At 67.7% G+C, this 12162-nt stretch carries 16 protein-coding genes, 1 tRNA gene and 2 pseudogenes; 4 read left to right on the top strand and 15 right to left on the bottom strand.

All coding sequences use genetic code 11. The annotated features are described in order from the left end of the window. Positions 1 to 136: 136 nt before the first annotated feature. Together DQW85_RS01685 and DQW85_RS01680 are read right to left on the bottom strand one after the other, a co-directional pair. Positions 137 to 379, bottom strand: a complete 243-nt coding sequence (locus tag DQW85_RS01685; RefSeq protein ID WP_113698708.1) for a hypothetical protein — start codon at positions 377 to 379, stop codon at positions 137 to 139. Next, positions 376 to 621, bottom strand: a complete 246-nt coding sequence (locus tag DQW85_RS01680) for a hypothetical protein (RefSeq protein ID WP_113698707.1) — start codon at positions 619 to 621, stop codon at positions 376 to 378. The genes DQW85_RS01685 and DQW85_RS01680 overlap by 4 nt, the downstream gene beginning before the upstream one ends. Positions 622 to 984: 363 nt before the next feature. Between DQW85_RS01680 and DQW85_RS01675 the strand changes: the two are divergent. Continuing rightward, a pseudogene (locus tag DQW85_RS01675) lies at positions 985 to 1607 on the top strand (transposase); the annotation flags it as partial. On the opposite strand, the gene DQW85_RS01670 reads toward DQW85_RS01675, so the two are convergent. Together DQW85_RS01670 and DQW85_RS01665 are read right to left on the bottom strand one after the other, a co-directional pair. Continuing rightward, entirely contained in the window at positions 1595 to 2056 is a 462-nt protein-coding gene (locus DQW85_RS01670; RefSeq protein WP_113698705.1) for a hypothetical protein, read from the bottom strand. The pseudogene DQW85_RS01675 and the gene DQW85_RS01670 overlap by 13 nt on opposite strands. Positions 2057 to 2349: 293 nt before the next feature. Further along, positions 2350 to 2985 carry a TetR/AcrR family transcriptional regulator gene (locus tag DQW85_RS01665; RefSeq protein WP_113698713.1) on the bottom strand — a complete coding sequence of 212 codons (636 nt, stop codon included), beginning with the start codon at positions 2983 to 2985 and terminating at the stop codon, positions 2350 to 2352. Positions 2986 to 3050: 65 nt separating this feature from the next. Between DQW85_RS01665 and DQW85_RS01660 the strand changes: the two genes are divergently transcribed. Both DQW85_RS01660 and DQW85_RS01655 read left to right on the top strand, forming a co-directional pair. After that, on the top strand, positions 3051 to 3965 hold the full coding sequence (locus tag DQW85_RS01660) for an oxidoreductase (protein WP_113698704.1): 915 nt from the start codon (positions 3051 to 3053) through the stop codon (positions 3963 to 3965). Further along, positions 3962 to 4834, top strand: coding sequence for an SDR family NAD(P)-dependent oxidoreductase (locus tag DQW85_RS01655; RefSeq protein WP_113698703.1), 873 nt, complete (start codon positions 3962 to 3964; stop codon positions 4832 to 4834). Before DQW85_RS01660 ends, DQW85_RS01655 begins: the two co-directional genes overlap by 4 nt. Positions 4835 to 5101: 267 nt before the next feature. Here DQW85_RS01655 and DQW85_RS01650 read toward each other — a convergent pair whose 3' ends face one another. The 4 genes and pseudogenes from DQW85_RS01650 to DQW85_RS01640 all read right to left on the bottom strand — a co-directional run. Next, positions 5102 to 6682 carry a GMC family oxidoreductase gene (locus DQW85_RS01650; protein WP_113698702.1) on the bottom strand — a complete coding sequence of 527 codons (1581 nt, stop codon included), beginning with the start codon at positions 6680 to 6682 and terminating at the stop codon, positions 5102 to 5104. Between the two features lie 279 nt (positions 6683 to 6961). Continuing rightward, positions 6962 to 7087 (bottom strand): hypothetical protein, encoded by a 126-nt coding sequence (locus DQW85_RS47515; protein WP_275888158.1) that lies wholly within the window; start codon positions 7085 to 7087, stop codon positions 6962 to 6964. 56 nt (positions 7088 to 7143) lie between these two features. Next, positions 7144 to 7347 carry a hypothetical protein gene (locus tag DQW85_RS01645; protein WP_113698701.1) on the bottom strand — a complete coding sequence of 68 codons (204 nt, stop codon included), beginning with the start codon at positions 7345 to 7347 and terminating at the stop codon, positions 7144 to 7146. A 95-nt stretch (positions 7348 to 7442) separates the two neighbouring features. Then, positions 7443 to 8015, bottom strand: a pseudogene (locus tag DQW85_RS01640) (transposase); the annotation flags it as partial. Positions 8016 to 8115: 100 nt separating this feature from the next. On the opposite strand from DQW85_RS01640, the gene DQW85_RS01635 reads away from it, so the two are divergent. Then, positions 8116 to 8283 carry a hypothetical protein gene (locus tag DQW85_RS01635; RefSeq protein WP_205314792.1) on the top strand — a complete coding sequence of 56 codons (168 nt, stop codon included), beginning with the start codon at positions 8116 to 8118 and terminating at the stop codon, positions 8281 to 8283. A 57-nt stretch (positions 8284 to 8340) separates the two neighbouring features. Here the strand turns inward: DQW85_RS01635 and DQW85_RS01630 are convergent. The 7 genes from DQW85_RS01630 to DQW85_RS01600 form a co-directional block, all read right to left on the bottom strand. Then, positions 8341 to 8415, bottom strand: a tRNA-Val gene (locus DQW85_RS01630). A gap of 17 nt (positions 8416 to 8432) precedes the next feature. Beyond that, positions 8433 to 9383: an ROK family protein gene (locus tag DQW85_RS01625; protein WP_240196852.1), complete on the bottom strand. Its 951-nt coding sequence runs from the start codon at positions 9381 to 9383 to the stop codon at positions 8433 to 8435. A 373-nt stretch (positions 9384 to 9756) separates the two neighbouring features. Further along, positions 9757 to 10074 carry a hypothetical protein gene (locus DQW85_RS01620; protein WP_113698699.1) on the bottom strand — a complete coding sequence of 106 codons (318 nt, stop codon included), beginning with the start codon at positions 10072 to 10074 and terminating at the stop codon, positions 9757 to 9759. Between the two features lie 12 nt (positions 10075 to 10086). Next, positions 10087 to 10545, bottom strand: a complete 459-nt coding sequence (locus tag DQW85_RS01615) for a peroxiredoxin (RefSeq protein ID WP_113698711.1) — start codon at positions 10543 to 10545, stop codon at positions 10087 to 10089. Between the two features lie 31 nt (positions 10546 to 10576). After that, the gene (locus DQW85_RS01610) at positions 10577 to 11005 is read right to left on the bottom strand and encodes a DUF3052 domain-containing protein (RefSeq protein WP_113698698.1); all 429 of its coding nucleotides are present in this window, start codon (positions 11003 to 11005) and stop codon (positions 10577 to 10579) included. Positions 11006 to 11121: 116 nt separating this feature from the next. Beyond that, positions 11122 to 11517, bottom strand: a complete 396-nt coding sequence (locus DQW85_RS01605) for a secondary thiamine-phosphate synthase enzyme YjbQ (protein ID WP_420819135.1) — start codon at positions 11515 to 11517, stop codon at positions 11122 to 11124. A gap of 21 nt (positions 11518 to 11538) precedes the next feature. Continuing rightward, a complete protein-coding gene (locus tag DQW85_RS01600; protein ID WP_113698696.1) occupies positions 11539 to 11721 on the bottom strand; it encodes a DUF1918 domain-containing protein in 183 nt (60 codons plus the stop codon). Between the last annotated feature and the right edge of the window lie 441 nt (positions 11722 to 12162).

Genomic DNA, 12162 nt, shown 5'->3' with positions numbered 1-12162 from the left:
CCTCCGCGAGGCCCTGGCCGGAACCCCCTGGATGCCACCACAAAACGCCTGATCAATCACAGGCCTGAATGGATACGGCGAAGCGACCCAAGCCCAAGCGTTCCAAGCTGCCCGCGAAACCGCATGTCCGCCAGCGTCAGCATGCGGTCCCTGGCCTCGACCTCGCGGAGCACGCGGGCCGGTCGAACCGGGAGTCGTAGCCGTACTCGGCCAGCTGTGCGTCAGTCACAGGCTCGCGGCGCGCGTGAACATGCTTCCTGCGCGGGTCGTTCATGAACTGGTCCGTGAGGATGCGCTTGTGGTGCTCCCAGTCCAGCGCCGCCCGCTCGTCCGCGCCCGCCTCGTCGAGGCGGGCGCGGACGAAAGTCCACGAGCTCATCCACGTGTCTCATCCTCCCGTGGGTCGGCGAGATCGCCGAGCACCTCCAGAACCTGCACACACTCGCCGGGAACGACGAACGACGTATCGACGGTGAGTTCGGTCGCCCACAAGTCTCCTCCGGGCCAGCGGATCATCTCCAGTTCCTCGCCAGGGGTGAAGTCGCGGTCTCCGTACGGGTTGGAGGCGCGGTGGGGTTGGGTGACGCGGACCCGGGCGCGGGTGAAAGGCGGATCAGCCACAGCGGGCCTCCTCAGGTCGTATCCACTGCTGGTACTCGCGGGCCGCCTCGATCTCGTTTCAGGCTGAAGTAGCCGTGTTACCCAGATTCTCCCAGTACGCATGGCTCGAAACTAGGCTGTCTAGCCGAGTAGCTCCCCCAGGCTTGATGCATTGATAACCCCCAGAGCGTGGAGGCAATAGACTATAGCGTTAATATTTCCGACAGCCGATAACAATAGTGTGGTCACCGGACCGCCTTCTCCAGACAGAAGGCCGTCCGCGAATATTAGGAAGAATACGATTACCGCTGCCGGCGATAGGACCAGCGATAATATTACCCACCATTTCGGAATCTGGGGGTCGTCGCCCGTTACTTGGAAGTCGAGCAGGAAAAGGGGCTGCGTCAAAGGGGCGGAACACCCGCGAGGGCGACCCGGGAAGATCGGGACCGGGCCGGAAGCCGGCGGGTACGCCTGCGGTGCGGGATCCGGCTGAAGGCCGCCGTGCTGGGCCGCTCGCGGGGTGGGCTGACCAGCAAGGTGCACCTGTCCGCCGAGTGGCGATGCCGTCCGCTGTCGTTCGTGCTGACTGCGGGCCAGGCCGCAGACAGCCCACACTTTCGCGCCGTACTGAACCGCATCAGGGTCCGCCTGCCCGTCGGCCGCCCGCGCACCCGCCCGGGTGCGGTGACCGCAGACAAGGCCTACTCCTCCCGCGGCAACCGCGCCTGCCCGCGCCGACGCGGCATCGACGCGGCATCAAGGCGGTCATCCCGCAGAAGGCCGACCAGGCGGCCAACCGCAACAAGCGTGGCTCACGCGGCGGCCGCCCGGCCAGTCATGATCCCGATCTCTCCAAGGAGCGCAACACAGCGGAGCGCTGCATCAATCGGATCAAGGAGTGGCGCGGGCCGGCTTTCCGCTTCGACAAGACGCCCGCAAGCTACCTGGCCGGCCTTCACTTACGCGCAGCCATCTTGTGGACCCGAAGCCTTCAACCGATCTGAAGACCCGAAGTCCGCATAGGACCTAACACTCTGATCTGCCCCATCGCGGGATCGGGCAGGGCGCGCAGCAGCCGGATCAGGAGCGATCGGAAGACCGTGATGCCCAGTCTGGCGGCGAGCCTGGCACCGGCCCGTCCGGCCCAGCCAGGGCGAGGTTCCAGCAGCGTGCTGAGCGCGACGGTCCGGCGCGCATGACGTTGCGCGAGAGCCGGGACCTGTTCCGCGAACGTCCTGGTCGAGCAGCTCCGATTGCCGCAGAAGAACCGGCGCGTCCGCAGGTCGATCGTCACCGGCACATCGCCGCAGGTCACATCGGTGAGGAGACGGCGGTAGCGGCTGTGCACGCGGCAGCTGGGGATGGTGCGGCTTTGGCAGGCCGAGTCGTTGTCTGGGATCCGAGCGGTGATGAGCACGCCCTGTCCCATGCGCGTGACGGCGTCGACGTGCACGTTTTCAGATGTGGGAGGAGGAGGTGCAGGAGATCGAGGCAGGAGATCGAGGCAGCAGGCCTCCACGCCGGCCTCGTGGCGCAGCACAATAGCCCTCGCGGCCGCTCGTTGATGATCGGATTCATGGCCGAACCTGATCTTGACGATGCGGCCACCCTCATGCCCGGCCTGTTACGGATTCGCGACGCTGATCACACACGGTCACCCGATCACGATCTTCGTGCCAGAGCCGTCAAAGTCCAGCCCTGCGGCCAGTTGAGTCCAGGCAATTGGCCACGAATTCCCAGCCTGCGTCAGCGCCCGCTCGGGGAGCGTTGCGGCCCGAGGGGACGGGCCCCTCGAAGGAACTGCGAGACCGCGGTGTCGACGAGTCCATCGAGCCGCTCCGCGCCAATCATCCCGCTGTTGACCATGGTGGTGATGCCTTGCACGGTGGCGTAGAGGATGATTCCGACCTCTTCAGGATCGCCCTGCTCCAGCGCGCCGTGCGCTTGACCCTCTGCGATCAGGTCGGTCATTTGGCCGAACGCTGCCGCAGCGGCCTGGGTGACCAGGGTCGCTCCCGGATGGTGCTTGCTGGAGTTCATCAGCTCGTACAGCGCGGCGTTCTCGACCGCGAAGTGGGCGTATGCCGATACGGCGTCCCGCACGCGCGTGGGGAACTCGCGCTCGCCATCGCTCTCGGTCAGGGCGGCGTGCAGCGTGGCGCCTAGGCGCGCGAATCCGGTCTCCGCAAGGGCGTCGAGCAGTGCCCGGCGATCCGCGAAGTGTCGACGCGGCGCAGCGTGACTGACGCCGATCTCCCTAGCTAGATCCCGGAGGGAGAGTTGATCGGCTCCGTTTTCTCGCAGGCCGCGCTCGGCTGCGGTGAGGAGCGCGGTGCGGAGATTTCCGTGGTGATAGGGCCGCTGTTCGGCAGGTCCGGGCATGAGTACGAGCATACCGATCCAATGTTGTCATTGACAACTGTGTTTCCACTGTCTACATTGAAGGCATGTCCCACTTCTCCCTCTCGGATATCCCCTTCATGACTGACCGCACCGTTGTTGTCACCGGCGCGAACAGCGGTATCGGCCACGTCACGGCCCGCATATTCGCTGAGCGAGGTGCGCGCGTGGTCCTGGCTGTACGTGACACCGACAAGGGGCGCGCCGCCGCCGCGACGATGGCAGGCGCGGTCGAGGTGCGCCGACTCGACCTCGCCGATCTCTCTTCGGTTCGGGCGTTCGCGCAGGACTTCACCGACCCCATCGATCTGCTGATCAACAACGCCGGCGTGTCACTTCCACCCCTGTCGAAGACAACTGACGGTTTTGAGCTGCAGTTCGGCACCAACCACCTCGGCCATTTCGCGCTCTCGAATCTCCTCCTGCCGCGCATCAGGCAACGGGTCGTCACGGTGGCCTCTCTCGCCTACCTGGTCGGCTCCATCGACTTCAGCGACCTCAACTGGGAGCGCAAGCGGTATCGGGCGAATCCCGCCTACGCGCAGTCCAAGCTCGCCAACCTGCTGTTCACCGCCGAGCTTCAGCGACGCCTCAGCGCAGCCGGCTCGGGAGTCATCGCGACAGCCGCGCACCCCGGGATCTCGGCCACGAACCTGATGAGAGCCGACGATCCGTCCCTGGGCTTTCGTATCGGGAAGTCCTTGATCGGACTGGTCGCGCAGAACGCCGACAACGGTGCCCTGCCCACGCTCTACGCCGCCACGGGGAACATTCCCGGGAATAGCTACGCCGGTCCCGGCCGGCTCATGGGGATGCGGGGCGCGCCGAAGCTCGTCAGGCCCGCGGCCAACGCACGAAACGTCTCCACAGCGCGTCGACTGTGGGAGGTCTCCGAAAAGCTGACCGACGTCACCTTCCCCCTCGCAACCGCGCACACCTCCGGAACGGACCCACAGTCATGACACAGTCATACAAGGAGGAACTCATCGTCGTCTCCGGCGCCGCCACGGGCATCGGCGCCGCGACGGCACACGAACTCGCCTCGATGGGATACCACGTCCTTGCCGGCGTGCGCACCAACCATGAGGCCGACGCCATCCGGGCCGCAGGCATCGAACCAATCACCTTGGACATCACCGTCCCCAAGCACATCGAAGCCCTCGCAAAGCGCATCGCCAACGACCCAGAGCAGCGCCCACTCCGTGCTCTGATCAACAACGCCGGCATCGAGATCAACGCACCCGTCGAGGTCCTGCCGCTCGAGCAATGGCGCGAACAGTTCGAAGTCAACCTGTTCGGGCATATCGCCGTCATCCAGCTGCTCCTGCCGTTTCTCCGACAGAGCCGAGGCAGGATCGTCAACATCAGCTCGGTAGGCGGGGTAGCCGCACTACCGATCTTCGGTGCGTACGCGGGAACGAAGTTCGCACTCGAAGCAGCGAGCGACTCCCTGCGCCGAGAGGTCGCAGCGCAAGGTGTGCAGGTCGTAGTGGTCCAACCTGGCGGCGTCGCGACCGAGATGGCCGCCCACAGCGGAGCCATCTCCCTCGAACTCGCCGACAAGATGAACGCCGAACATCAGCGTCTTTACGGCGATCTCGTCAAGTCAACAGTCGCCTCGAACGCCGCCTTCCTCAAGCGCGCCGTACCCGCAGCGAAAGCCGGAGCCAAAATCGCCAAAGTGACCACGGCAGCCCGACCGCGAACGAGATACACACTCGGCAAGGACGCCGCATTCATCATCCCCCTCGCCCGCTTCCTTCCCGCCCGCCTGATGGACAAGATGCTCTCGGCGAGTCACCGGTCTCAGCGGAACACGTCCGCTCGCTGACACCCATGGACTGTACGGTTTTCGGCTCTGTTCCCGTAATCGGCGGTGACGCTAGGCGATCTTCACTGCAGCAGGATGCGGTGGCGCAGAAGCTCGAACCCGGCACGGCCGCGCATCTGTGGGTCTGTGCGGTCAAGATCGAGATACACGACCGACTGGACACACCCACGTCACCCCAGGACGACCTGCTGATCGCCACCGCCCGGACGGCCGGCAACCCCGATCGGCAAGGACACCGCGGGGTGGCCATCTCGCCGTCCTCCTTGGCTACCTCCCTGATCGATCCTGGCGGATCAGGTCGCCGGCGCGTTCCGCGATCGCCACGACCACCGCCTGTGGGTGGCCACGGTTGACGAACGGCATGACTGAAGCATCGACGACGCGCAGGCCGGCCAAGCCACGGACCCGCAGGCGCGAGTCGACGACCTCACCGATGCGGCAGGTGCCCGTCGGGTGGAAGATGGTCGACGCGTTGTCGCGGATGTACTGTCCCAACTCGTCCGGATTGGACGCCCCCCGCCACGGTGCCATCGGATCGGCGACATAGGGCGCCAGCGCCGGCGCCGCGAGGATCTCCCGGGCGATGGCGAGGCCGTTCACGAGGCGGGGTAGGTCTGCCGGCGCGGTGAGGTAGCCGGGGTCGATGATCGGTGCCTGCTCCGGGTCCGGGCCGGCCGGTCGTACGCTACCGCGGCTGTCCGGGCGCAGCAGGACCACGCCGATCATCAGGCCGTGCCCCGGCGCGCCGTCGGGGTAGTGCGCGGATTGGACGCCCGGCACGAAGATGAGTTCCAGATCCGGTGCCGAGAGTCCCGGTCGGCTGTTCACGAAGGCCACGGCCTCTCCGCCCACCGAGCTCAACAGGCCGCGTCGATCGCGTTGCCAGCGCTCCATCTGTTCGGGAGCGGTGGCGCCGAGGAGGGTCACCGGTTGCGGGCAGTTGACGTACAGCGAACAGGTCACGTGATCCTGCAGGTTCGCACCCACTGCGGCGAGTTCGTGACGCAGCGGGATCCCGGCGTCGGCGAGATGTCCGGCGGGACCGATGCCCGACAGCATCAGCAGGTGCGGCGAGCCGATCGCTCCGGCGCAAAGGAGCACTTCACTTTCGGCTCGCGCGGTGCGGATCTCGCCTTGCGCGGTTCGGTACCGTACGCCGACTGCCCGAGGACCGTCCAGCAGCACCGCGTGCGCGGTGGCTTCGGTGATGATCGTCAGGTTCGGCCGAGTCGCGGCCGGACGCAGGTAGGCGTCGGCGACGCTCCACCGCTCGCCTTCGTACTGGTTGACAGGCGTCGGCGCGTACCCGATGCTGTCGGGCTCGTTCAGCTCGGACAGCCGGCGAAGGCCCCGCTGCCCGCAGGCTTCGAGGAAGGCCGCCGTGGTGACGTTGGGTTCCCGCTGCTCGGAGATCCACATCGGACCGTCGGTGCCGTAGACGCCGCCCAGGTTGCTGCCGGCGCGCCGCTCGGCCCGGTGGAAGTACGGCTCGACGTCTTTGTACGACCACCCGTCGGCGGCCTCGTTCCAGGAGTCGAAGTCGGCGCGATGGCCGCGAACCCACATCTGAGCGTTGATCGAGGAGCTTCCGCCCAGGACGCGTCCGTGCGGCAGGTAGATCCTGCGGTCGCCGAGTTGGGGCTGGGGTGTCGTGTAGTGCTCCCAGGCGTACGGACCGGCCATCAGACGGCTCCAGCCGAGCGGGATCTTGACGACCGGGTCGTCGTCGGGGGGGCCGGACTCGATCAGCAGGACCCGGGCGGATGGATCGGCGGTGAGCCGGTTGGCCAGAACGCAACCGGCCGAGCCGGCGCCGACGATCACATAGTCGTAGGTGTCGTCGGTCACGGCTTCTCCAGCCGGATTCGGGTCAATGGGCGCAGGGGCAGACACGGCGTCTGTCCTTTCATCGGTGCGAGGACGATGACCTGCCACCTTCACGCGCCGCAGGCGTTCAACCACCTCGGGCGCGATCCGTTCAGCGAGGAGATCGTGATTTCCGGCGCTAGTGTCGTCGCCGGGACTGCTCACTCACCAGTTCATTCTCCAGTCAAGGTTTACCACCCGATGATCCTGATCAAATACGACTGCCACCAAAGGCGTCTTCCTCGACCCCGATGATCCTGATCAAATACGACTGCCACCAAAGGCGTCTTCCTCGACAGCGAGGAACCCGAACCGTTCCACGCGCACACGGACGTCCGGACGTCGAACGGTGGCGACCACAGCCGGGACCTGCTCCAGCAGCGCCACGCCCGCCACCACCGAGCACCTCACCGTCGATGACGCGGCTGATGGCGGCACGGGTCTCACCGGCGGCGAGGGATGCGTACGACGTCGAAGGGAAGATCGGGGGCCTGCCCGCTGGCGAGCCGGTCGAACTGGAGGTTGACCACCAGCAGGTCGTTACCGTCGGCGACTGCGGTGGAGGGGAACTTCAGCCGCGAGCTTGTCGTACGAGACAGCACGCGACCGGACGCCGCCGTGCCGTCGAGGCGGATGCACACGATCACGTTGCCGGGCGGGTGGGCATCACGGTCTTCGATCGCTCCTGATCCGGCTGCTGCGCGCCCTGCCCGATGCGGGCGTCTTGTTGAAGCGGAAAGCCGGCGATCTTCGGCTTGCCCGGGTCGTGTAGTCGTGGGCGTGACAGTGCGCCGCCACCAGCGCGCTCGCGCCGGGCACCTGGCGGGCCACCCTGCGGATCGCGGCGATCAGCTGGGTGATGGTGTCCTGAGTGGCGACCGCATCCAGCAACACCGCCGAATCCAGCGCCCGCCGAATCCAGTGCCCGCCGAGTCCGCCCCGCCAGCACCCCGGTCTGCTCCACCACGGTGCGGACGGTCTGAAAGATCCGGTCCGGGTCCGACGAGCGGGCCGGCCGACGCCGGAAATACGTCAGCAGCGACGGATCGAACCCCTGGTCATACAGGCCAAGCCCGCAGGCGGCCTTCCAGCGCAGGTCGAACCGTAGCGCCGCCACCGCCTCCTCATCGGACAATCCGTGCAGCGCCTGCAGCACCACCACCGTCGCCAGCAGGCCCGGCGGCACCGACGGACGCCCGTTGACCGGCGCATACATGTCCGCGAACGACTCCGACGCAAACAACAGCCGCCGGTGCTCGGCCACAAACGCGAACACGCTCCCAGCCGGAATCAACTCCCGGCACACGACCCACACCTCAGGCCCAGCCGGAACCCTCCGACGGGCCCATCATGACCCGAGTCTGAAGTCCTGAGCCCCATCTGGCCAGACCGCCAAGATCTTCAGGACACTCCTAGTGCGGCGGCGTGCCGGTGGTCGGCGCGGCGGCCTGGTACGGGCCCACAACTCCGTCCGGGCCGCGCTGATCTACCAACACAGCACGGCGGAGGTCGACCGGAGGATCGCCGACGAGATGAACGTCAAGATCACCAAGGGCGCGGGAGCACTCCCCCGCACCGGCTAATGGCACGCTAATGGCACGAAGCCCCGTTTCCATGATCGGAGACGGGGCTCTCTTCGCTGGTGGGCGGTACTGGGTTCGAACCAGTGACCCCTCGCTTGTAAGGCGAGTGCTCTACCGCTGAGCTAACCGCCCCTGATCGGCACTACACCTTACGACACCATGGGCTCCGGTCGCACATCCACCGTCCAGCCCGGCCCCAGGTCGGGTCGGCCCGCGGCGCGCCAGCCGAGCAGGGCGGCTCCCAGCATGCCGGCGTCCATGCCGAGTGCCGCCGGGCGGAGCGGGGGGGCGTCCCGGAAGGCCAGGCGCCTGACCAGGCGGGTGCGGACCGGGTCGAAGAGGGCGGGGCCCGCCTCCGCGAGGCCGCCACCGAGGACGATCATGGAGGGGTCCAGCAGGAGCGTGTACGTGGCCAGGGCCAGCGACAGGGCTTCGACGGCCTCGTCCCAGACCTCAACGGCCACCGGGTCGTCGGAGGAGACCACCTGCTCAGCTCGTACGCCCTCCTGGCCGGACCGGAGGCTGTAGCGCCTGCCCACCGAGGCCGCCGAGGCGTACGTCTCCAGGCAGCCGAACTGGCCGCACGCGCACCGCTCGCCGTCGGGGATGACCGGGATGTGGCCGATCTCGCCGCCCCAGCCGGAGGAGCCCCCGTACGGCTCGCCGTGCAGGATCATGGCGCCGGCGATGCCCGTGCCGATGGGCAGGAAGAGGAAGTCGGAGACGCCGCGCCCGGCGCCGAGGACGCTCTCCGCGAGGCCGCCGGTGCGCACGTCGTGGCCCAGCATGACCGGCACGTCGAGCCTAGTGAAGTCGGCCGCGGGCACGTGGTCCCAGCCGAGGTTGGCGGCGTAGATCGCGGTGTCCGCGGACACCAGCCCGGGGACGACCAGGCCGACGCCCGCCGGGCCGCCGGCGCCCGAGGCGGCCAGGTGGCCGATGAAGTCCCGGATGGCACCTACGACGGCGTCGGGACCGTCCGCGCGGGGGGTGGGGCGTCGCTCGCTCAGCAGCACCACGCCGGACTCGCTGACCAGGCCGCCCTTCATGGACGTCCCACCGACGTCGAGCGCCACGACGAACGAACTAGATGCGGACACGAAAGGAGACGATAGCGCAGCTCAGGAAATGTCTGGAAAGGGGTGGTGCGGGGGGTGTGGGCGCAGGTGGGGTGGGGTGCGGAGGGTGTGCGGGTGGGCGCGTGTGGGTGGGCGCGTGCGGGTGACTCCCCGCCCGGTGAGGTGCAGGTGACTCCCCGCCCGGTGAGGTGCAGGTGACTCCCCGCCCGGTGGGGTGCAGGTGACTCCTCGCCCGGTGAGGACTCGTGCGGGTGACTCCCCACGGGGAATAGCAGACAGGCGTGGGAGCGGCTGGCGCGGATGGCTCGGCTCGGACGGCCGAGGGCGTGGGCTCAGAGGCGGCCCACCGGCCGGCGCTGCCGGGCCATGGTGCCCGGCCACTGACGGCGTGGGCTCAGAGGCGGCCGAGGACGCGGTTGAGGGCGGCCTCCACTTCGGCCGACAGTCCGGGCGGTGGGGTGGAGCCCGCGAACGCCCCCGCGCCCGCGCGCGCCGCGAGCCGTACCGCCCCGCAGGAGCGGCACTCCACCTCTCCCAGCCGGCAGATCAGCGTCGTGGAGCCGCAGGTGCCGCACGAGTCGAGATCGAGGTCGTGCTGGTGTTGACAGTCCGGGCAGATCAGCACCTGCGACTCCTGCCGCACCCCGCGCTTCCACGGGCTGGCGCCACGGACCGGGTCCGTCTGCCGGGCCCCGCACCGGTAGCAGGGCATGGTTTCCTCCGTCTAAGAGATGTCTGCGAGTGCCCTGATGTAGGCGGCGACGTCGCGTGCCGTCCCGATCGGATTGACCACCGACCACCGGATCACGCCTTCGCCGTCGATGACGAAGGTGCCCCGGCGAGCGTGGCCCTTCACCTCATCGAACACACCGTACGCCCGCGCGACCTGTCCGTGTGGCCAGAAATCGGAGAGCAGAGGAAACGTATAACCTTCGCGATCCGCCCATGCGCGCTGGGCGAACACGGAGTCGACGGACACGGTGAGGACCTGCGCCTCGGCAGGGAAGTCGCGCAGCGCCGCCAGCTCGCTCTGGCACACCCCGCTGAAGGCAAGCGGGTAGAAGACCAGCACGACCTTTCTGCCCCGGAGGTCCGACAACCTCACCGGAGTGCCGTGCTGGTCCTGAAGCTCGAAGTCCGGAGCCTGGGCGCCCACCGCGACCGGATGTTCCTTCACGGGCATCATCCTGCCGTACGGCCGGCGCTCGAGCTCCCTAGCGTCGGCCCTTGGGCGTCACGAGCCTGGTCCCCGACCAGTCGGGGGCTGCGGAGATGCTGCTGGTCTGCGAGAGACCGGCAGTGGCGGCATCCTCCCCGATGTCGCTCGGCTCCACGTGGCCATCACGCCCGGCCTTGGGAGTCAGCAGCCAGATCTGGCCGCCGTCGGCGAGTGCACGCATGGCGTCGCTCAGGACGTCGAAGAGGTCTCCGTCGCCGTCACGCCACCAGAGCAGCACCACGTCGACGACGTCGTCGGTCTCCTCGTCCAACAGCTCGTTACCGGTCAGGTCCTCGATGGAGTCGCGAAGCTCGTCGTCGACGTCCTCGTCCCAACCGATCTCCTGCACCACCTGACCCGGCTTGAGGCCGAGTCGCTCGGCCAGGCCGCGCTCGCCCTGCGCCTGACCCGCGGTCGCGCTCACGTTTATCCCTCCTGCTTGAGTGGCCCCGCTTGTGCGGTTATCGCTTCGGGACAGTCCACACGCTGTGACCCTCAGTCGTCAACGGTCGCCACGGGTACGGCCGTAGACGGCCAGAATCAATCGGACAAAAACGACAGTCGTACCTGACGTTGCGGGTTGTCGACATTCAGGTCGACAAGTGCGATCGACTGCCAGGTGCCCAGCGTGAGGCGGCCCCCTAACACCGGGACCGTGGCGTACGGCGGGATCACCGCCGGCATGACATGAGACCTGCCATGGCCGCGGGACCCGTGGGCGTGTCGCCACCGGTCGTCGGGGGGCAGCAGATCACGCAGCGCCGCGAGCAGGTCGTCGTCGCTGCCGGACCCCAGCTCCATCAGGACCACGCCCGCGGTCGCGTGCGGCACGAAGACGTGCAGCAGCCCGTCCTCGCCCTGCTCCCGCACGAAGTCGGCGCACTCCGAGGTGATGTCGTGCACCGTCTCGCGTGAACCCGTGGTCACGGAAATGATCTGGGATCTCACATGTGGATCCTACTTGGGCACTATGACCGCATCAGGGCCGGGAAACACCAGGCCGGTGTGGCCGTCGTCGAACCGCACGATGTACGGCGGGGTGCCGTTGGGGCCGTGCACCTCGATGATGACTCCGCTCCGGCCCACTTCCCCCACGGTGTTGCCGTGCACGAGGAGCCGGTCGCCTACCGTCGCATTCATACCTCCAGACTCGTACGGCCGGAGGCAAACGAAAAGAGGGACGGCCGGTCCCCTCCGAAGAGGAAGGAGGAATCATGACCGAACCGTTACGCCGTCCGCCGGCGCCTGCCTCGTCAGCCGGCGAGCCCCGGCAGCGGCCCGGACACCGCGTGCGCGCTTCCGCAGGCCGAGAGCCGCCGACGGGCGCGGCGACACGCCCCGTGCGAGACGCGCCCGGAGGTGCCCGCTAGACTCCCGCGAACGCCGGTCGGCCGCACAGGCGACGGCGCTCGGCGCTCCCCGGCGAGGGAGATACTTCACACATGAGAATGAAATTTCCAAGGTTTTCCCGACTTGTTAAATTGGCCGCCCAATGTAACCTGGGCCGTGGATTCGTCCTACCATCGGTGGTCTAGGCCACCGCGCGCCCCACTGCCAGCGGGGACGTCCTAGTTACCGGCC

The organism is Nonomuraea lactucae (assembly GCF_003313395.1).
Lineage (GTDB): Bacteria > Actinomycetota > Actinomycetes > Streptosporangiales > Streptosporangiaceae > Nonomuraea > Nonomuraea lactucae.
The sequence above is the reverse complement of the archived record's forward strand: the minus strand, read 5'-3'. Positions and strand labels throughout refer to the sequence as shown.